This is a genomic window from Chryseobacterium oleae, from assembly GCF_900115055.1.
GTDB classification, from domain to species: Bacteria; Bacteroidota; Bacteroidia; order Flavobacteriales; family Weeksellaceae; genus Chryseobacterium; species Chryseobacterium oleae.
In genome coordinates, this window is the sequence record NZ_FOVD01000007.1 from 23,603 (window position 1) to 44,742 (window position 21,140).

At 38.7% G+C, this 21,140-nt stretch carries 20 protein-coding genes; 19 read left to right on the forward strand and 1 reads right to left on the reverse strand.

Annotated features, from left to right (window positions below; translation table 11 throughout):
• Positions 1 to 223: 223 nt before the first annotated feature.
• From BM143_RS18735 to BM143_RS18760, 6 genes are all read left to right on the forward strand, one after another.
• A complete protein-coding gene (locus BM143_RS18735) occupies positions 224 to 3,877 on the forward strand; it encodes an MMPL family transporter (protein WP_090026341.1) in 3,654 nt (1,217 codons plus the stop codon).
• A 43-nt stretch (positions 3,878 to 3,920) separates the two neighbouring features.
• Positions 3,921 to 4,835, forward strand: coding sequence for an EVE domain-containing protein (locus BM143_RS18740; RefSeq protein ID WP_090026343.1), 915 nt, complete (start codon positions 3,921 to 3,923; stop codon positions 4,833 to 4,835).
• Position 4,836: 1 nt separating this feature from the next.
• Positions 4,837 to 5,976 (forward strand): dialkylresorcinol biosynthesis protein DarB, encoded by a 1,140-nt coding sequence (locus tag BM143_RS18745; protein ID WP_090026346.1) that lies wholly within the window; start codon positions 4,837 to 4,839, stop codon positions 5,974 to 5,976.
• A complete protein-coding gene (locus BM143_RS18750; RefSeq protein ID WP_090026348.1) occupies positions 5,976 to 6,407 on the forward strand; it encodes a hotdog family protein in 432 nt (143 codons plus the stop codon). The genes BM143_RS18745 and BM143_RS18750 overlap by 1 nt, the downstream gene beginning before the upstream one ends.
• A 5-nt stretch (positions 6,408 to 6,412) precedes the next feature.
• Complete coding sequence (locus BM143_RS18755; protein ID WP_090026350.1) at positions 6,413 to 6,856, forward strand: hotdog family protein; 444 nt, start codon at positions 6,413 to 6,415, stop codon at positions 6,854 to 6,856.
• Between the two features lie 329 nt (positions 6,857 to 7,185).
• Positions 7,186 to 7,554, forward strand: coding sequence for a hypothetical protein (locus tag BM143_RS18760; RefSeq protein ID WP_090026352.1), 369 nt, complete (start codon positions 7,186 to 7,188; stop codon positions 7,552 to 7,554).
• A gap of 82 nt (positions 7,555 to 7,636) precedes the next feature.
• On the opposite strand, the gene BM143_RS18765 is transcribed toward BM143_RS18760, so the two are convergent.
• The gene (locus tag BM143_RS18765; protein ID WP_090026354.1) at positions 7,637 to 10,549 is read right to left on the reverse strand and encodes a M16 family metallopeptidase; all 2,913 of its coding nucleotides are present in this window, start codon (positions 10,547 to 10,549) and stop codon (positions 7,637 to 7,639) included.
• A gap of 264 nt (positions 10,550 to 10,813) precedes the next feature.
• Between BM143_RS18765 and BM143_RS18770 the strand changes: the two genes are divergently transcribed.
• The 13 genes from BM143_RS18770 (at position 10,814) to BM143_RS18830 (ending at position 21,140) form a co-directional block, all read left to right on the forward strand.
• The gene (locus tag BM143_RS18770) at positions 10,814 to 11,218 is read left to right on the forward strand and encodes a flexirubin biosynthesis protein DarG (protein WP_090026356.1); all 405 of its coding nucleotides are present in this window, start codon (positions 10,814 to 10,816) and stop codon (positions 11,216 to 11,218) included.
• Positions 11,219 to 11,285: 67 nt separating this feature from the next.
• Positions 11,286 to 12,281 carry a BtrH-related acyltransferase DarH gene (locus BM143_RS18775; protein WP_072925464.1) on the forward strand — a complete coding sequence of 332 codons (996 nt, stop codon included), beginning with the start codon at positions 11,286 to 11,288 and terminating at the stop codon, positions 12,279 to 12,281.
• 1 nt (position 12,282) lies between these two features.
• Positions 12,283 to 13,041: an ABC transporter ATP-binding protein gene (locus BM143_RS18780; RefSeq protein ID WP_090026359.1), complete on the forward strand. Its 759-nt coding sequence runs from the start codon at positions 12,283 to 12,285 to the stop codon at positions 13,039 to 13,041.
• Positions 13,028 to 14,296: an ABC transporter permease gene (locus tag BM143_RS18785; protein ID WP_090026361.1), complete on the forward strand. Its 1,269-nt coding sequence runs from the start codon at positions 13,028 to 13,030 to the stop codon at positions 14,294 to 14,296. Before BM143_RS18780 ends, BM143_RS18785 begins: the two co-directional genes overlap by 14 nt.
• Complete coding sequence (locus BM143_RS18790; protein ID WP_034727007.1) at positions 14,286 to 14,711, forward strand: acyl-CoA thioesterase; 426 nt, start codon at positions 14,286 to 14,288, stop codon at positions 14,709 to 14,711. Before BM143_RS18785 ends, BM143_RS18790 begins: the two co-directional genes overlap by 11 nt.
• On the forward strand, positions 14,711 to 15,844 hold the full coding sequence (locus BM143_RS18795) for a beta-ketoacyl synthase N-terminal-like domain-containing protein (protein WP_090026363.1): 1,134 nt from the start codon (positions 14,711 to 14,713) through the stop codon (positions 15,842 to 15,844). The genes BM143_RS18790 and BM143_RS18795 overlap by 1 nt, the downstream gene beginning before the upstream one ends.
• 10 nt (positions 15,845 to 15,854) lie before the next feature.
• A complete protein-coding gene (locus BM143_RS18800) occupies positions 15,855 to 16,394 on the forward strand; it encodes a 3-oxoacyl-ACP synthase (protein WP_090026677.1) in 540 nt (179 codons plus the stop codon).
• A 79-nt stretch (positions 16,395 to 16,473) separates the two neighbouring features.
• Complete coding sequence (locus tag BM143_RS18805) at positions 16,474 to 16,731, forward strand: phosphopantetheine-binding protein (RefSeq protein ID WP_034727005.1); 258 nt, start codon at positions 16,474 to 16,476, stop codon at positions 16,729 to 16,731.
• A gap of 92 nt (positions 16,732 to 16,823) precedes the next feature.
• On the forward strand, positions 16,824 to 18,023 hold the full coding sequence (locus BM143_RS18810; protein ID WP_090026365.1) for a beta-ketoacyl-[acyl-carrier-protein] synthase family protein: 1,200 nt from the start codon (positions 16,824 to 16,826) through the stop codon (positions 18,021 to 18,023).
• Positions 18,020 to 19,081 carry a beta-ketoacyl synthase N-terminal-like domain-containing protein gene (locus BM143_RS18815; RefSeq protein WP_090026366.1) on the forward strand — a complete coding sequence of 354 codons (1,062 nt, stop codon included), beginning with the start codon at positions 18,020 to 18,022 and terminating at the stop codon, positions 19,079 to 19,081. The genes BM143_RS18810 and BM143_RS18815 overlap by 4 nt, the downstream gene beginning before the upstream one ends.
• A 76-nt stretch (positions 19,082 to 19,157) precedes the next feature.
• Positions 19,158 to 19,904 carry a polysaccharide deacetylase family protein gene (locus tag BM143_RS18820; protein WP_090026369.1) on the forward strand — a complete coding sequence of 249 codons (747 nt, stop codon included), beginning with the start codon at positions 19,158 to 19,160 and terminating at the stop codon, positions 19,902 to 19,904.
• A 2-nt stretch (positions 19,905 to 19,906) separates the two neighbouring features.
• Positions 19,907 to 20,533 carry a flexirubin biosynthesis/transport protein LolA2 gene (locus BM143_RS18825; protein WP_090026371.1) on the forward strand — a complete coding sequence of 209 codons (627 nt, stop codon included), beginning with the start codon at positions 19,907 to 19,909 and terminating at the stop codon, positions 20,531 to 20,533.
• On the forward strand, positions 20,499 to 21,140 hold the full coding sequence (locus tag BM143_RS18830) for a flexirubin biosynthesis protein LolB2 (protein ID WP_090026373.1): 642 nt from the start codon (positions 20,499 to 20,501) through the stop codon (positions 21,138 to 21,140). The genes BM143_RS18825 and BM143_RS18830 overlap by 35 nt, the downstream gene beginning before the upstream one ends.

A 21,140-nucleotide genomic window follows, 5' to 3' on the forward strand; every position in this document is an offset into this window, starting at 1 on the left:
CTATTTTTTCATCATTTTTTTTCAACATATCTAAAACAGATTCTTATTTCTTTAATAATAATATGGGTTTAAAATATATTTCTTGAAAGGGAACTTTTGCAAAAGTAGAATATTTTTTTATTCTGCCTAGAATATTTTGTTGATTTTCAGACAAAACTTATAGCCCAAATGTTTTGAACTAATGTTGAAAAAATTAAATTTGCAGACTTGATTTCACCATATAATGCATCGCTTTTTTATTTTTTTATATTATCTCATCTCTAAAAACAGGGTCCTTTCTGCTCTTATTGCTATTGGAACTGCTCTTTTATGCGGATTTTTTGCTTCAAAAATTAATTTTGAAGAGGATATCAACCAGATAATTCCTAAAAATGAAAAATCGGATCTTACGGCAAAAGTTCTCAAACAGCTGAATTTTTCGGACAAGATCATCGTGATTATAGAAAATAAGTCCAAAGAAGATAATTTTCAGCTATCCGAGACCGCTGATACTTTTCTGCAGAAAGTGGAACCTTTGAAGAAATACATCGGTTCTGTTCAGGGAAAGGTAAATGACAGTGAAATTTCGGAAACATTTGATTTTGTGAATCAGAATCTCCCTTTGTTCCTTGATGAAAACGATTATAAGGAAATTGAAAGAAAACTTCAGAAAGACAGCATTTCAAAACAGGTAGAAAACAATTATGTATCTCTGGTTTCGCCTACGAGTCTTGTGACAAAAGAGTTTATCAAAAAAGATCCGTTGGGGATCACCTATTTAGGGATTAAGAAACTAAATGCCTTAAACATCAGTAAAGATTTCAAGCTTGAAGATAATTACATCGTCACCAAAGACGGGAAAAACCTTCTCCTCTTCATTGAACCGAAGAATAAAAGCAATGACACCAAGGGTAATGAAGTCTTTGTCAATCAGCTTAACGAGATAAAAGACGGTATCAACAAACAGTTCAAAGGGAAAACAGAACTCAGCTATTTCGGCTCTCCGGTGATTGCTGTGGCGAATGCACAACAGATCAAAAAGGACATCCAGAATACGGTCATGATCTCAATGACGGTGCTATTGGTCCTGCTTATCTATTATTTCCGGAACTTTTTCACTCCGATCATTGTATTTCTCCCGACTGTATTTTCTGTGCTTCTCGCGCTGTTGATTCTTTATTTTATTAAAGATAAAATTTCCGCTATTTCTTTAAGTGTAGGGGCTATCCTTATCGGGATCACGATAGATTATGCTCTTCATATTCTTACCCATTATAAGCATAACAACAATATCGAAGAACTTTACAAAGAGATCACCCAGCCTATCGTCCTGAGTAGCGCTACAACAGCCGTTTCTTTTCTGTGTCTGGTATTTGTACGTTCTGAAGCGTTGAAAGATCTGGGTCTTTTTGCTGCCATTACTGTTATTTTATCTTCCATCACGGCATTGATCATCGTCCCTCAGTTGTATAAACCCAAGCAGAAAGAAGAACATCAAAGCTCCAATTTTATAGACAAGATAGGGTCTTATCCTTATGAAAAAAACAAACCTCTGATTATAGGCTGTTCTATCATCATCGTGGCCTGCCTGTTTGGTTTCAGGCATGTAGGATTTAATGAAGATATCGGAGACCTTAATTATATTCCCAAAGATTTAAAGATAAGTGAAGCCAAGCTGCAGAAGCTTTCCGACATCACATCCAAATCTATTTACACCATTTCTTACGGTGATTCTGAAGAAGAAGCCCTGGCAAGAAACTCCCGCCTGAGCAATTTCCTTGAAAAAGAAAAAAAGGAAGGGAAAATTCTGAGCTACAGTTCTCTCGGAAATGTTGTTCTTTCTGAAAAGGATCAGAAGCAAAGGATTGAAACCTGGAAGAAATTCTGGGATGCAGATAAAAAGAACCGCACAGTTTCCGAACTGGTGAGCAGTGGAAATCAATTCGGGTTTAACAGCAGTGCTTTTGATACTTTCAATGAAGTTTTAAATAAAAATTACACGGAGTTAAGTCTCAAAGACTACGAAAAAGTAAAAGCATTACAGATCTCTGAATTCCTGAGCAATGAAAACGGTTTTTACACGGTTTCCAATGTGGTTAAAGTAGATGAGAAAAAGAGGGACAACTTCATAAAAGATGTTGAAAAACATCATGACGCACTGGCCATCGACCGCCAGCAGATGAACGAAAACTTTTTGGGATTACTGAAAAGAGATTTCAGTACGCTGATCAATTATTCCCTTCTGGCCATTGTTTTAACGATTATTGTTTTCTTCAGAAATTTTGAGCTTACCGTTCTTACGATGTTTCCTATTGTACTGACCGGAGTTGTAACGGCTGGGATTCTGTATTTCCTCGGATTGGAATTAAATATTTTCAGTACCGTGGTTTGTACTCTGGTATTCGGTGTGGGTGATGACTTCAGTATTTTCCTTACGAAGGCGATGCAGAAAGAACATACCACCGGGAAAAACGAACTTCCGACTTACAGAACCTCCATTATTCTGGCGGTTTTCACAACGATATTATCCATCGGTTCTCTGATCTTTGCGAAACATCCGGCCTTACATTCACTGGCGCTGGTTGCCCTGATCGGGATGTTTTCCGTGATTATTATTACCTCAACGCTTTATCCGTTCTGGTTTAGATTACTGATTACGAACAGAGCTAAAAAAGGGCTTTCTCCTATCACGTTCAGACTGTTCTTAAGATGCATCATTTCCTTCTTTTATTATGGATTGGGAGGATTGATCTTTTCACTGATCGGAAGTGTCTTTGTCAAAAGATCAAAAGGGAAAACCTTAGATATTATTAAATTAATTTTAGCTAAATTTCTAACATCGGTACTGCACATCAGTCCTTTTGTAAGAAAAAGAGTCATAAAAAATCAGGCAGAAGATTTCAGCAAACCGGCGGTGATCATTGCCAACCACACTTCTTTCCTGGACACACTAGCCATCGCCATGGCAACGCATAAGATTATTTATCTGGTGAATGACTGGGTGTACGATTCTCCGGTTTTCGGAAAACTGGTAAGAGCACTTGGTTTCTATCCGGTTTCTCAGGGAATAGAAAATGGTATGGAAAAGTTGAAAGAAAAAATTGATCAGGGATATTCGCTGGTTGTTTTTCCCGAAGCGGAACGTTCTTACACGAATGATGTAAAAAGATTCCACAAAGGAGCCTTTTATCTTGCAGAACAGTTCGGACTGGATATTCTTCCATTATACATTCACGGAAACTCTGAAGTGCTGCCGAAAGGTGACTTTATCATCTACGACGGAAGCATTACCGTAAAAGTTGGCGACAGGATCAGTAAAGATGACCTCAGCTTTGGAAAAAACTATTCCGAAAGAACGAAAAAGATCAATGCCTATTTCAGAGAAAAGTTTGCACAGCTGAGAATCGAACTGGAAGATGAAAATTATTTCAGGAAAAAACTATTCCTGAGCTATTTATTCAAAGACAGCGAGGTGGTAAAAAAAGTCAAAGATGATTTCAATGCCAACAAATCGGTATATTTTGAATTAAATAAGCACATTTCCAGAGATGCATCTATTCTGCATATGGCTGATGATTTTGGGCAAAAAGATGTACTTTTAACTCTTTATCAGGCCGAAAGAAGAATTTTTTCTCTTATCACAGATGAAGAAAAAAGACAAATCGCTATGCAGACTTATCTGGTAAAAAGAAGAAAGATTCACTACATCAAAAATGTTTCTGAGATTCATAAGACTATTGACACCCTTTTGATTTCGGATCAGCAATTTGATATCAGTACCCTGGAGAAGCTTCCGGAGACCATTATCTTCCTGAATACTATTCATTCAGACTTTAATAATTCAGATTATTATGAAGAATTTAATTCAAAAGGAATAAAAATATTCAAAAAACACTAAATAAATATGAAAAGCATATTTTTGTAACCGCTAAAGAATGTTAATGAAAAAAAATATACTCGTAATCTACTATTCGCAGACAGGACAACTGGAAGATATTGTGAAGAATGTGGCTCAACCTTTTGAAGCCAAAAAAGAGGAATATGATGTTACGTATTATAATATTCAGCTGAAAGAGGATTTTCCTTTCCCGTGGCCGGAAGATGTTTTCTTCAATACCTTCCCTGAATCTTATCTTCAGATCCCGAAAGAGATCTTCCCTCCTTCTGAAGAGATCCTGAACAAAAAGTATGACCTCATCTTATTCGGATATCAGGTATGGTACCTTACGCCGTCTATTCCTATCATCTCCTTTTTAAAGAGTGGTTTTGCGGAAAAGATTCTGAAAGGCACAGATGTGGTTACCATCTCAGGAACCAGAAATATGTGGATGCTTTCTCAGGAAAAACTGAAGGTATATTTAAAAGACCTTGGCGCAAAACTGGTAGGAAACATCGCTTTAGTAGACAGACATGACAATTATACAAGTGTACTCACGATCTTACGCTGGCTGACAACAGGAAAGAAAGAAAAATCGGGAATGCTTCCTGCTGCTGGAGTTTCGGATGAAGAAATTTCGGGATCTGTAAAGTACGGCAGCATTATAGAAAAACATTTCAACAGTGGAAATCTTTCCGGTCTCCAACCTGAACTGGTACAGAACGGAGCCATAGAAATCCGCCCTTTTTTAGTGAGAGTGGAAAAAGTAGGGAACAAGATCTTTACCATATGGTCTAATCTCATTATGAAGAAAAAAGAGAAACGTCCATTGCTGATAAAATTCTTTAAGGTATATTTGATGGCTGCGATATGGATTATCTCACCCGTCGTCTTAGTTTTACACTTACTGACAACCCCCATATTTTGGTCTAAAAGACAAAAACAAAAAACATATTTACAAGGAATTAATTTAAAATAGAATGTACGACGTATTTATAACAAAAGCATCAACATACTTACCTAACAACCCGGTATCAAATGATGAAATGGAGACTTATCTTGGTCTGATAAATGACGCTCCTTCTAAAGCAAGATCACTGATTTTAAGAAACAACAAGATCACCACAAGATATTATGCTTTGGACAAAGAAGGAAATCCTACTCATACCAATGCACAGCTGACCGCAAAAGCTGTAGAAGGACTATTCGATGAAAATTTCAAAAAGGAAGATATGAAACTGTTGTCCGTAGGAACTACTTCTCCGGATCAGATGCAGCCTTCCCACGCTTCTATGGTTCATGGTGAGCTGAATATCGGTAAATCTATTGAAATTAATACCGCTACAGGTCTTTGTAATTCCGGGATGAATGCCCTGAACTACGGATTCCTTTCTGTAAAAGCCGGTGTGAATGAAAATGCAGTATGTGCAGGTTCTGAGAGAATGTCTGCATGGATGACAGCCGATAAATTCAACCATGAAGCTGAAAATTTAAAAGCATTGGAAGAAAGACCTATCGTTGCCTTCAAGAGAGAATTCCTGAGATGGATGCTTTCTGATGGTGCAGGTTCATTCCTTCTTGAAAATAAACCGAGAGAAACCGGAATTTCTTTAAAAATAGAGTTCATCGATTTCTATTCTTACGCTCACGAGATTGAAGCCTGTATGTATGCAGGATGCGACAAACAGGAAGACGGAAGCCTTAAATCATGGGCAGACTACCCTTCTGATGAATGGCTGAAGCAGTCTATCTTTGCGATTAAACAAGACACCAAGATCCTGGACAAATACATCCTGGTAAAAGGTGCGGAAAGCTTAAGATCTTCTTTCGACAAGCATCAGTTAGATCCGGCAAAAATCGATCACGTTCTGGCTCATATTTCTTCAGGTTATTTTAAAGAAGGCCTGAAAGACGAATTCGCTAAAAAAGGAATGGATTTCCCTGCAGAAAAATGGTTCTACAACCTATCTGACATCGGAAACATCGGAGCAGGCTCTATCTTCGTAGCCCTGGAAGAATTAATGAATTCCGGAACGCTGAAAAAAGGAGAAAAAGTATTGCTTTGTGTTCCTGAAAGCGGAAGATTTGCTTACTCTTGTGCCTTATTAACGGTTTGCTAATGGAGAACCAACTGCCAACATCTGACACGAATTTTGTGGGAAGCCTTATTCCCCAGCGTTTTCCGTTTGTGATGGTTCATGAGCTTACGGAATATTCTGAAAATCATCTGGTATCAGGATTTGAAATCAAGGATGATGCTATTTTTATTCAGGATGGAATATTTCAGGCTTCGGGACTTATAGAGCATCAGGCACAGAGTGTGGCTTTACACACTGGTTACAAATATTATCTTTTAGGAAAAGACGCGCCTACCGGATATATCGGTGCCATCAAATCTTTTGAAGCGGAAACTCTTCCTAAAACAGGTGACCGTCTGGTATCGGAAGTAACGATCCTGAATGAAGTAATGGGTGTAACACTAGTAGATATTGTAACGAAACTGAATGGCGCGATCATTGCAAAATCCCAAATGAAAACTGCTGTAAAATAACTGTCATGGAGATCAAAGAAGACCAACTTATCAATATACATAACTTTCTGCCGCACCGCGAACCGATGCTGATGGCAGATTATATCCTGGAATTGACCAAAGAAAAAGTTGTGACTTCCTTCGAAATAAAAGAAGATAATGTTTTCGTCCACAATAATGAACTTGCAGAGGCCGGTCTGATTGAAAATCTTGCCCAAACCTGCTCTTCTATTCTGGGACAAAGCTTCTTTGAAAATCCTGAAGCAGATACCAAAGTAATTGGTTTTATCACCAATATTAAAAAGATTGAACTTTTCGGCCTTCCGAAGACAGGGGATAAGATCATTTCAAAAGCCTCACTGATCTCTCAGTATGAAAATGTCTGCCATATCTTTTGTGAGACGTTTAATCATGATGAGCTGCTGATCAGGGCGGAGATCAATCTGTTTATCCAGGAAGTAAAATCTTAAGAATCTATTTTAGTAAAAATATAGAACCGTACGATTGTCGTGCGGTTTTTTTTTGCTACATCAGTGCGAAGGTTAGGTTTTGGCTAAAGCCTTTGGCAAAGCGTATATCTTGTAAGCGGGCTGAAGCCCGCCCCTATTGATATGCCTATTTGTGAAAAGATTGGTTTTTATGTTTTTAACCACGGATGGCACGGATTTTCACAGATGATTGTGAAGAAAGGAAGCTGGAGGTTGGGAGCGGGAAGTTATTGAAGTTGGAGAATAATTATAAGCCGGTCTTATTGTTCTTTTAAAACTACCTCATCAAATTGCAAGATAAACTATGAGATATGGAAAGCTTGCCGGTAACTTCCAACCTCCATCTTCCCTCTTCCTTCCTAATGATCAAACAACCCTTATTTTTCGATATATTTGATGAAAATAAAAGTATGAGTGTAAAAGTAAGGTTCTATTCAGATAATGTTGAATTTGATTTTGAAAATTCTGTTGAGTTTCCAATCGCTCCGCAAATTGGGGACGAAGTGAATCTTATTTCATTTTTTAAGTACAAGACCTCAGAAAGACTGGAATACTATAACAATATGGACGATCTTGACCTGTATAATGACGCGGTAGTATCTCAGCGTACCTGGTGCAACGATCTTGACAAGGAGGAAGTCTATCTACTGGTAAAACTGACTTACCGTCCAAACAGATAAAATTTCCTTTCGGAATTAAATTCAGAAAATAAAAAAGCGGAGCATTGCTGCTCCGCTTAAAAAAAATTGGTATCATAAAGGATTAGTACCCGAAGATTTCTTCAAGAGATACCTCCTGGAACGTTCCCATTTTATTGATGGATTCCATATTCAGGTTTTCTTTCTTACCGATGATCGCTGTGTTGTATTTCATAGGCTTGATCTCAGTATTGTAGAAGCTGGTAAGCTGTGGTAATGTCAGCCCCTGGATTTCAGCATACGTATCTTTTCTGATATCATAATCTACCCCCAGTTTTTTCAACGCCATCTGATTAAAGAAAATATTCGTTCTGTTAATTCTGTTAGACGCAATCTGCTTCAGCGCAGAACCTTTTGAGTTCTCAAACTGTGCAGGAATCTGTGGAAGAGAAGCCATAAGATCTGTCATTGCATTGACTGCTGACGGAAGCTTATTAGCTTGGGTTCCGATATAATTCGTGATATAGTTGGCATGTCCTTTTTCTGAAGCATTAGCATAATACACATAGGCTGAATACGCCAGTGACTTACTTTCTCTGATCTCCTGGAAAACAATAGAAGAAAGTCCTGATCCGAAATAGCCATTGAAAACATTAGCTTTTCCGAAATTGCTTAAGTTTACATCACCTCCTTTAGCTACTTTAGACATTTCCATCTGAACCATGTCGTAGTTGGTGAAATATACTTTTCCGTCTGCTGTAGGCTCCTGATATTCTTTAGCTTTTGCCGGCTGAACGCTCGCTTCTGAGATATACGGCTTAACCGCTTTTTCTAAACCTGACTGCTCCTGTCCGTATAGGAATACTTCATATGGAGACTGGTTCAGTACTTTGATTTTCTTAGTCAGTTCATTTACATCAATGCTTTCAAGACGATCCTTAGAAACAATGTCTGCCATTCTTGAATTTTTGCCATATTTCGCATAGTTCGTTAAAGCAGCCATGATTCTTGTTTTATCTTTTTTAGCAGCAGCTCTTGCTTCAAGGATTGTTTTCACCGTCTTCGCGTAAGTATCTTTATCTGCTTTTACATTCGTCACCCAGTGATTCATCAGCTCAGCACCCTTCTTCATATTCGCTTCAAGACCGCTCAATGTGATGATTACCTGATCGTTTGAAGTTCTGAAACTGTAAGTGATTCCCAGTTTGTAGAATTCACCTTTCAGCTGTTCAGGTGTGTATTTATCCGTTCCAAGATATTCAAAAAGGGTTACTGCTACCGAAAGCTCCTTATCGTTATCCGTTCCGAAAGGGAAAATATAGCTGATCTGTGCTACATCATTATATTTATTCTTTACAAAGCTTACTTTCTTATCTTTGATCTGAGTCGTCTGAATCGCCGCCTTATAATCGATGAACTCAGGTTTGATCTCAGCTACTTTGCTGCTCAAAATACCTTTAAGGAAAGGAGATTGCGCTTCTCTGTTCAGTTTGATTGGAGTAATTCCAGGATTCTGTACGCGAACCAGCTTGTCATTCACTCCTTTTTCTTTGTAAACAACCACATAGTTGTCTTTGAAAAATTCGTTAGCAAACTTTACCACATCAGCCTTTGTAATTTTCTCGTATTGGTTGATATCATTTAATTCCTGCTCCCAACTTTGCTCGTTGATGTATGTGCTGTACAATGTAGTAGCTAATCCGTCTGCCGTTTCCCACGACTTCATACGCTGTACCTTTTTATCATTAACGATTGCTTTCAACATCCAATCCGGGAACTGACCTTTTTTCACAAGATCCAATTGATCTAGCAACAACTTTTTGGCATCATCAAAGCTTTGTCCTTCTTTCGGCGTTACAGACATGGTAAAAGCACCATAGGTTTTAAAAGCAGATTCGTAAGCGCCTGCACTCAGTACTTTTTGGGTCTGGTTCATATTAAGATCTATAAGACCCGCATCTCCCCTGTTACTTAAAATTTCTGCAACTACATCCGCTAATCTTGCATTCTGGCTTCCATTAGAATCGGATCTCCACGCAAGAGTCATTCTTTGTGTGCTCGGGCTTTTCACGGTTCTGGACACAATGCTTTCCATAGGCTGTTCCGATACCATTTTTTTCATTGGCAGCTCTTTGTATTTGAAAGTTCCAAAATATTGATCTACCATTTTGATGGTTTTATCAAAATCCAGGTCTCCTACCAGAACTACTGCCATATTATTAGGCACATAATAGGTATCAAAATATTTATGGATAGCAACCATTGAAGGGCTTTTCAAGTGCTCTGAAGTTCCTATCGTGGTCTGCTGACCGTTTGGATGTTTTGGGAAAAGAGCTTCCATCATCGCATAATTCACAAGACGGAAATCGTTATCCTGAGCTCTGTTGTATTCCTCATACACCGCTTCCAATTCTGTATGGAAAAGACGCAGTACCAGTTCGGAAAAACGTTCTTTCTCTACCTGAAGCCACTTTTCAAGCTCATTGGCCGGAATATTATTTTTATAAACCGTTTCATCAAGCCAGGTGTGAGCGTTTGTTCCTGTGGCACCCAATGAAGAGATCGCTTTGTCATATTCGTTAGCGATTGCATATTTAGATGCTTCCTGAGAAACTTCATCTATTTTCTTATAGAGTAATTTTTTCTTTTCAGGATCCTTTTCGGCTTTGTGCTGCTCATAAAGATCAGAGATCTGCTGAAGCAATGCTTTTTCCTTTGCCCAATCCTGAGTTCCCAAATGAGAAGTCCCTTTGAAAACCATGTGCTCAAGATAATGCGCCAAACCGGTATTGTCGCTAGGGTCGTTATTAGATCCTGTTCTTACCGGAATATAGGTTTGAATTCTCGGAGCATCATCATTTTTTGCCAGATACACCTTCAGTCCGTTTTTCAGGGTATAAACTCTTACCCCGGACTGGTCATTCTTTACCGTTTCATAAGTGTACCCCTGACTGTCCGTCATCTTCTGAGTATCAAACTTCTGTGCCATTGCATGAAGCATGCAGAAAAGCGAAACAGAAATAAAAAATTTCTTCATAAGTCTTATTTTATTTTATCCAAATTTCTTAGAACTATATTAGTCTATATTTATAATACACTTGTTACAGCTTATGTATTACAAATTCCGGATTAATATTTTTCAGTTAAAAATAACGTTTATCCCTTTAAAAAGCCTATCCGGAGCATTATGATTTAATATGATTTACATATAATGTATTTTCACTATTTTAGCCAACTGATTAAAAAGAATTAAAAAGGTGATCATTTTTAATTCTTAAAGTAGAAAAATAATACGGTTTACATGAAAAAACAAGACCTGCCTCAGGATGAAAGCAATCTGAAGTCAGCAAACATGACCGAAGTCTTGTATGTGACGGACGAAAACGATAATTATACGACAGCCAACAGCATCGGCTGGGAAGCTAAAAAAGCTGCCCTGGAAGAATCTCTGGAGCTTATTCATGAAAGAATTGAAGAAGCCAGACAGGACGTCGCCAATAATATATCGAGTCCCATTATGTATTTTATGGAACTGAATAAAATGGATCTGGGTGTTCTTGCTTCCTATGTCGGAATGTGGCAATGGAGAGTAAAAAGACACGCAAAACCAAGAGTATTTAAAACACTAAACGAATCCGTACTGAAAAAATATGCCGATGCATTCGGGATTTCAGTGGATGAATTAAAGAACTTTGACGGAAAATAATACTGAAATGAAGCATACCATCCTATGCACAATTTCATTTCGCCAATGTAAAAGATAAAAGCAGCAAATGAAACTTAACTTTGAACACCATCAGACCGCACATTGCGAAAACGGTGTTGCCTCCAATCTGTTACTCAACAAAGGCTTAAAACTCAGCGAACCAATGATCTTTGGGATCGGTTCCGGACTGTTTTTTGTCTATCTGCCATTTTTGAAAGTCAATTTTGCTCCAGGCTTCAGCTATCGTCCGATGCCCGGTGCTATTTTCAGCAAAGCAGCCAAAAGATTGGGAATTAAAATCAAAAGAGAAAAATTTTCTAATCCTAAAGACGCACAATCAGCTTTAGAAAGAAACTTAAATCAGAATATCCCGACAGGGCTTCAGGTAGGCGTTTTCAACCTTACCTATTTCCCTGAAGAATATAAATTCCACTTCAATGCCCACAACCTGGTGGTATACGGAAAAGAAGACGGAAAATTCCTGATCAGCGACCCGGTAATGGATTATACCACTTCCCTGTCCGAAGCTGAACTGGAAAAGGTAAGATATGCCAAAGGCGCACTGCCTCCAAAAGGACATATGTACTACCCGACTTACATCCCTGAAAATGTAAATATTGAAGAAGCCATAAAAAAAGGAATCAAAGACACCTGCAAAAATATGCTGGCTCCGGTTCCCCTTATCGGGGTAAAAGCCATGAGATGGGTTGCCAAGAGCATCCCGAAATGGGCTGCAAAGAAAGGAACTAAAGTCACCAACCATTATCTCGGACAGCTCATCAGAATGCAGGAAGAGATCGGTACCGGCGGCGGTGGTTTCAGATTTATCTATGGCGCATTTCTTCAGGAAGCGGCTGTCATTCTTAAAAATGACGAATTGAAAGAACTGTCCAAAGAAATCACTGCCATCGGTGACTTGTGGAGAGATTTTGCCGTGGATATTGCCCGTGTTTACAAAAACAGGAATTCAAAAAGCGACATCTACAACAATCTTTCAAAATCGATGCTTCACATCGCAGATCTGGAAGAAGCTTTCTATAAAAAACTGAGAAAAGCGATCTGATATGGCGGAGAATATGATTGAGATCAAAAATCTATACAAAAAGTACAAAAACTCCGAAGAGTTTTCTGTGAACGATATCTCGCTGAATATTGAGAAAAATGAGATCTATGGAATTCTGGGACCAAACGGTGCAGGGAAAACCACTCTGATTTCCATGCTTTCAGGATTAATCAAACCCACTTCCGGACAATTTACGATCAACGGCCTGTCTCCTCAGAAAGACAGCTTCAAGATCAAAGAAATCATCGGAATCGTGCCTCAGGAATACGCACTCTATCCTACTCTTACGGCTAAAGAAAACTTAATGTTTTACGGAAGCCTGTACGGACTAAAGCATAAAGAACTTAAAAGAACCATCGATGAATCCTTAGAGATCATGGGCCTTTCAAAGTTTGCAGATAAAAAGGTAGAACAGTTTTCCGGAGGAATGAAACGCCGATGCAACCTTATCGCAGGAACACTTCACAATCCGAAAGTATTGTTCCTTGATGAACCGACTGTAGGTGTTGATGTTCAGTCTAAGAAAGTCATCATCGATTTCTTACAGGAATTGAATAAAAACGGAACGTGCATCATCTACACCTCTCACCACCTTTCCGAGGCGGAAGAATTCTGTACGAAGATCGCTATTATCGACAGAGGGAGAATCCATGCCGTAGGAACACCGGAAGAACTGGTGTCACAAATCGCCAACGCTGAAAACCTGGAAGACGTTTTCATATCATTAACAGGAAAAGAACTAAGAGATGTTGTTGTATAAACTTTGGAGAAGCTTCGTGAAGGAAATCCTTCTTCTGAAGAGAGATATTGGGGGAATAGTCATTATTTTCGTCATGCCGTTGCTGTTAATTGTAACGATTACTTTAATTCAGGATTCTACTTTCAAAAATCTGGAAGGTTCAAAAATCCCGATTATTTTCATCGACAATGACAAATCCGAGGTATCTAAAAATATAAAACAGGAACTGGAAACCAGCAAAACGTTCCAGTTGCTGACAAATTACACCGAAAAGTCAGCACAGGAAGCCGTGTTTTCCGGAGATTACCAGATGGCCATCGTCATTCCTGAAAATTTAACGAAAGATTTAAATTCAAATATAGATTCAAAAGTTCAGACGATTGTAAGTTCGTTCGGACTGGAAGGCGATACGGCAGCGGTGAAAAAAGCAGCACCGAAAGCCAAAGAAATTCATCTGTATTTTGACCCGGCGACCAACGTTGGATTCAAAAACTCCGTGATGAATTCCGTGAATAAAATGGTTTTTGAGATCGAAAACAAAAAGATCTACAAAGCCTTTCAGGATCAGCTGGGAACGGAAGAAAACCTTGATGAGAACAAAAACCTCATCAGCTTCAAAGAAATCACCCCGAAAAAAGGAGCGATGGATGTGATGCCTAATTCAGTTCAGCACAATGTTCCGGCCTGGACGCTTTTTGCGATCTTTTTCATTGTCGTTCCGCTTTCTATCAATTTAGTCAAAGAAAAAAGTCAGGGTACCAGCGTAAGAGCAAGAATCAGCCCTACGCCGTACTTTGTTCATATTTTAGGAAAAACATTCACCTATCTGATCATCTGTATCATTCAGTTTCTACTGATGGTCGCAGTGGGAATCTATCTTTTCCCTTATATGGATCTGCCGGCATTTGATGTCTCAGGGAAAATGTTCCAGCTTATTGTGGTGACTTTATTTTCCGGACTGGCAGCCATCGGATTCGGAGTTTTACTTGGAACTATCGCAGATACCCAGGAACAGTCTGCGCCTTTTGGAGCTACTTCGGTGGTAGTTCTGGCCGCTATCGGAGGAATATGGGTTCCCGTATTTTTAATGCCGGAATTTATGCAGACCGTAGCCAAATTCTCCCCGATGAACTGGGGACTGAATGCCTATTATGATATTATTTTAAGAAACAGCGGTATCGGAGGAATTGCCAAAGAACTTGCTTTCCTTTTTGCATTCTATATTGCGATGGTCGCTATTTCTATTTTTTACGAACGAAAACAAAATGCAGTCTAAAGAAAACATATTAACCTGTACGGAAGAAGTAAGGGTAAGATTCAATGAAACAGATCCGCTGGGCATCGTCTGGCATGGACATTATATCGTGTATTTTGAAGACGGAAGGGAAGCTTTCGGAAGAGAGCACGGGCTGACGTATCTGGATATTCAGAGAGAAGGCTATGTGACGCCTATCGTAAAAAGTACCTGTGAACATTTTCTTCCTTTAAAATATGGAGAAACATTCAGAATCGTTACCACTTTTGTGAATTCCGTATCTGCCAAACTGATCTACACCTATGAACTTTTCAATCAGGATGATCAGCTGGTATGCAGCGGAGAAACCATTCAGGTTTTCTTAGACAGTAATGGAAGCTTATGCCTTTATAATCCTGAGTTTTTTCAGGCATGGAAAGATAAAATGGGATTATAATGAGGAAAGAAATTTATATTACAGACTACAACTGCGTCACTCCTTTAGGTTTTGACGTTACTTCGAACTGGAATCATCTGGTAGAAGGAAAATCAGGCGTGGCTCTGCATCAGGTGATAGAAAACCAGGATGCTTTTTATGCTTCCATTATTGATACTGAAAAGCTGGAAGAAGAATTTAAAAACAATTTTGACCATCAGAATTTTACAAGACTCGAGAAAATGTTTCTTCTGAGTTTAAAACCTCTGGTTGAAAAGCATGATATTTCGGAAGAAACCGCTTTTATCTTATCAACGACCAAAGGGAACATCAGCTTATTAAAAAATCAGACGGCATTACCGGAAGGTGTTTATCTTTCCAAATTAGCACAAAAAATTGCTGATTATTTTGGCTTTAAAACAAAACCCATCGTGGTTTCCAATGCCTGCGTTTCAGGAGTAATGGCTATTGCCGTTGCTAAAAATATGATCCAGGCCGGGAAATATAAAGATGCTTTTGTAATTGCCGGTGATGAGGTTTCAGAGTTTGTGATCTCAGGATTCAATTCTTTCCAGGCCATCGGAACGGAACCGTGCAAGCCTTACGACAAAAACAGAAACGGAATCAATATCGGTGAAGCCACAGCAGCGGTGTATATCACTTCCACTCCTAGCGAAAACGAAAAATTTAGGTTTAAAATATCCGGAGATTCCGCAGTGAATGATGCCAACCATATTTCCGGACCCTCCAGAACGGGAGACGGACTGTATGCAAGCATCAAAAATGCAATGACAGAAGCGAATATCACCTCTGATCAGATCGATTTTATTTCCGCCCATGGAACCGCCACTATCTACAATGACGAGATGGAAGCCATCGCCTTCAACAGAATGGAACTTCAACATGCTCCATTGAACAGCATGAAGGGTTATTACGGACATTGTCTTGGTGCATCGGGACTTTTGGAAAGTATCATCTCCATGGAAAGTGCCCGCCACAGACTGCTGATTCCTTCTAAAAACTTTGAAGAAACAGGAGTTTCCCAACCTTTGAATATTATTACAGAAAACCAGTCTGCAGCCATTCAGTATATTTTAAAAACAGCTTCAGGCTTCGGCGGATGCAATGCAGCGATTGTTTTAGAAAAATGTTAAAATGAAAGTGATGAAGAAAACTGACAGCTGTACCATAGAACATTCAAAAATAACCGTTAACGGACTTCCTGTTTTTGAAAGCCAGACGGAAACATTTCACGATTTTGCGAAAGAGGCTTATAAAAGCTTAGAAATCAATTATTCCAAATTTCACAAGATGGATAATCTAAGCAAGCTTGCTTTTCTTGCCTCGGAAATGATTTTAAAGGATGAGGATCACAGCAGAACAGCAGTGGTTCTGGCCAACCGGTCATCCAGTCTGGATACGGATTTCAAATACCAGGAAAGTATCAACTCAGAAGAAAATTACTTCCCGAGCCCTGCCGTATTTGTCTATACACTACCTAATATCTGCGTAGGTGAGATCAGCATCAGACATCAAATGCAGACGGAGAATGCTTTTTTCGTTCTGGATGAATTGGATGAACAATTTTTAAACGACTACGCAGAGCAGATCCTGCTGTCCGGAAAGGCAGAAAAAGTTCTCTGCGGCTGGACGGAACTTTATCAGGAAAATTATAAAGCTTTTGTATATTTGCTAACCTTATAAAAATGTAACACTATAACAGTGTAGCAATGTAACAATATTGGTAAACTGATACATTGCTAAACTGGTAAATTAAATAATTATGGAAAACTTAAAAACAGAATTAAAGCACAAAATCATTGAAGTTCTAAACCTTGAAGACGTTTCTGTAGAAGAGATCAAAGATACCGATCCTTTATTCGGAGGTGGTTTGGGTCTTGATTCTATTGACGCTCTTGAGCTTATTGTTCTTTTGGATAAAGACTACGGAATAAAATTAGCCGATCCTAAAAAAGGAAAGGAAATTTTCCAGTCTATCGACACCATGGCTCAATTCATTGAAGACAACAGAACGAAATAAATAAATGTACCAATGTATCAGTTTAACAGTCTAGCAATCATTGTTACACTGGTACATTGCTACATTGGTACACTGTTATATTAAACAAATAAATGAACAAGAAAATTGCCATCACAGGAATGGGCATCATTTCTTCCATCGGAAACAATGTGGAGGGAAATTTTATTTCGCTAAAAACCGGAAAACACGGAATTTCTGACATCCAGTTGTTTGAAACCCGCCATGCCGGAAGTATAAAAACCGGCGAGATAAAATGGTCTAATGAAGAGCTTGTACAACAACTTCAGCTGCCTGAAGACAATAATGTGACAAGAACTTCTTTATTAGGCATGATCGCTGCAAGAGAAGCTGTAGCATCTGCCGGAATTTCGGATATCAATGAATACAAAACCGGGCTCATCTCTTCTACCAGTGTCGCCGGAATGGATATCACGGAAAGGTATTTCTACTCTTACGAAGACTTTCCTGAAAAGCAAAAATACATCGATGCTCATGATGCGGGAAATTCCTCATTGGCCATCGCTGATTATCTTGGATTAAACGGTATGGTTTCCACCATCAGCACAGCTTGCTCATCTGCAGCGAATGCAATCATGATGGGAGCTAAACTGATTAAAAACGGTGTTTTGGATCGTGTGATCGTGGGCGGAACTGATTCCCTTTCAAAATTTACTTTGAACGGATTCAATACGCTGATGATTCTTACGGATTCTTACAACACCCCATTTGATAACGACAGAAAAGGATTGAACCTTGGTGAAGCAGCTGCTTTTATCATTCTTGAATCTGATGAAGTCGTGAAAAAAGAGAACAAAAAAGTCCTGGCTTACCTTTCCGGCTATGGCAACGCGAATGATGCCCATCATCAGACTGCTTCGTCAGAAAACGGACAGGGTGCTTTTCTCGCCATGCAACAGGCTCTTAAAATATCGGGATTGGAAAAAGAGAACATCGATTATATCAACGTTCACGGAACGGCTACTCCCAATAATGATTTATCAGAAGGAATTGCCATGATCAGGATCTTCGGTGAAGGTCAGGTTCCTGAATTCAGTTCTACCAAAGCTTTTACAGGACATACTCTGGCGGCGGCGGCAGGAATTGAAGCGGTATTTTCCATTTTGGCGATGCAGCACAGCGTCATTTTCCCCAATCTGAATTTCAAAACGAAAATGGCAGAATTTGATTTAACTCCGGTTACAGGACTGAAGGAGAAAAACATTAACCATGTTCTTTCCAATTCATTTGGCTTCGGAGGAAACTGTTCTACTTTAATTTTCTCAAAATCATGAACGCAGTATACATCAACAGTGCATCCTGCATCTCTGTTCAGGACACTTTAAAAGAAAATTTTTTCCAGGATCTTAAGGCTGATCAGTCTGGTCAGATCTTAAAAGCTATAGATCCCAACTATAAAGAATTCATTCCGCCTGCGATGATCAGGAGAATGTCTAAAACCGTAAAAATGAGCTCTGTAGCTTCCAGTTACGCTTTAAAAGAAGCCGGAATTGAAAAACCGGATGCCATCATTGTAGGAACGGGAATGGGATGTTCCCAGGATTCTGAAAAGTTCCTGAAAAATGTGATTGATAATAATGAAGAGTTTCTGACTCCTACATTTTTTATCCAATCGACTCACAATACCGTTGCGGGGCAGATTGCTCTGGGACTTCAGTGCCATGCGTACAATTTCACGTATGTCAACACCTCTTCCTCACTGGAATTCTCTTTTCTGGATGCTCAGCTTCAGATCAACGACGGAGAGGCTGAAAATGTTCTCGTAGGCGCTGCAGATGAGCAGACGGCCAGAACCATGGAACTTTACCGTCTCAACAATACGATAAAAAAAGAAGAAGATCTTCCCGCTGATTATTTACATTCAAAAACAGATGGCGTGATCTGGGGCGAAGGTGCCACTTTCTTTGTGTTAGGAAAAGATAAAACGGAAAGTTCTTACGCAAAACTTAGAGATATTCAGATCATCAACAGATTGGATATAGAAAAAACAACATCTTTTATAGGAGATTTTTTAGCTAAAAACAAATTGAAGCACGAAGACATTGATGCTGTAATCTTTGGTTTCAGTGGCGATGCAACATCTGATGTTTACTACGCAAAAGCAATGGATGCATTTCAGAATTCAGCTTTATTATATTACAAGCATTTGAGCGGAGAATTCAATACGGCAAGTGGTTTTTCCACATTTATGGCCTGTCATATATTGAAGGAGCAACAAATTCCGGAAGTCATGATGATTCGTTCAGAGCAAAAGACAGACATTAAAAATATTCTTCTTTACAATCATCTGGCTGGAAATGATCATAGTCTGATGTTGCTGGAAAGAGCTTAATCAAACAGGAAAACCTCCAATTTATAGGTTTCCTGAATGCAGAGATCAAAATAAGTACAACTCAAAATACCGGAAGATGAAGCATTATCCATTTATTATATTTTATCTTTTCTGCAACGTATTTATTTATGCGTTTCATGGAAGTATCTGGGTTTATCTGGCGGGTTTTCTGGCTTTTTCTTTCGTCGTGGTTTGGGGGTCATTTGATATTACGTTGGGGTATTTTGTGAACAGCATTACCCATAAAAGAACGAAAATCAATGAAGTTGCCCTGACTTTTGATGACGGACCGACTGAATTTACTCCCAAATTTTTAGATCTGCTTAAAGAACATCAGGTAAAAGCTACTTTTTTCTGTATCGGAAAACAGATCGAAAAATACCCGGAAACTTTTCAGCGGATTATTACCGAAGGCCACACCATCGGAAATCACACGCTTTCACATTCAAACAATACAGGATTTCTGTCTGCCTCAAAAATGACTGAGGAGATTGAGAAATGTGACGAAATCATCTTAAAAACCGGTCAGATTAAAACTGATTGGTACCGACCTCCTTTCGGTGTGACGAATCCGAGCATCGCAAAGGCCATCAAAAGAACTCATAAAAAAAGCATCGGCTGGAATGTCCGTTCACTCGACACGGTTACAGAGGATGAAAAGAAAATCTATAAGAAGGTAACCAAAGGTCTGAAGAAAGGAAGCATTATCCTTCTTCACGATACCTCTGAAAAGACGTACAACGTATTGGTCGATTTATTGTTATTTTTGAAGGAGAAAAAATATTCGACATTTACAGTCGATTCAATTAACAAAATCAAATAAAAATGATTAAAAATATTGTTTTAGGCGCATTTATATTCATTTCAGGCTTCTTTTCTGCCCAGATGACCGCGATGTCCGGCGCAGAAACTAAAGCATTTGTAACGAAAGTGTCTTCTGAAACCCAGGAGATCAAAACACTCCAGAGCGATTTTACCCAGACCAAAAAGATGGATTTTCTGGATAAAAACATTGTTACCTACGGAAAAATGTCGTTGAAATCACCGAATATGCTGAGCTGGAAATATACAAAACCTTATCAGTATAGCATTGTTTTTAAAGAAGGTAAAATTTTCATTAATGATCAGGGGAAAAAATCATCTGTAGATGCCAAGAGTAAGACATTTGAGAAGATCAATAAACTGATTGTAGGAAGTTCAAACGGAAAAATGTTCAGCGATCCTGAGTTTACCGTGTCCTATTATAAAAACGGAAATTTCAATGTGGCCAAATTCACTCCAAAATCTGCCCAGCTGTTGAAATACATCAAACAGATTGAACTTCATTTTCCCAAAAACCAGTCTACGGTTTCACAGGTGAATATGACAGAAGCTTCGGGAGATACGACCAATATTGTATTCAAAAATACCAAGATCAATGCAGCGATTGCAGCTTCAGAGTTTAGTTTATAGTCTGGTTTTCCTGCTGTTGGTTTCGTGTAAAAGCTACCAACTGACAGATGCAAAACTGGTTCAGAGTTCTGAGAAAACGGTTGAAAATTTATATTTTTCTTCCGGTGAAGATTATGTGTATAAATGCCAGATGGATATTTACAAAAATCATGTAAGTGGAATTCTGATCATCAAAAAACTGAATGAAACGACCCATCGTGTGGCCATGACTTCAGATTTTGGAAATAAATTAATTGATTTCGAAATTTCTGAGAATGATTTTAAATTGAATTACGTTCTTCCCGATCTGGATAAAAAAATTGTCATTAATTTTTTAAAGAACGATTTCCGCGAGCTGCTGAAAAGGAAATTTCCGGTGAGTGAATCTTTTGAAAACGATCATTCAAAAATCTATCTGTCCAAAGCCGACAAAAGGGCTTACTACCTGTTTTTCAATAAGGAAGACGGACTGCTGAAGAACATCATTTATACGAAAAACAATAAGGAAAAAATCGATTTCAGTTTTGCAGCAAAAAAACATATCTTCGCGGATAGCTTAAACCTGCAACACAAGGACTTTAAGATCAATATAAAACTATTTCAAATAACTGAAACCGAACAGAATTAA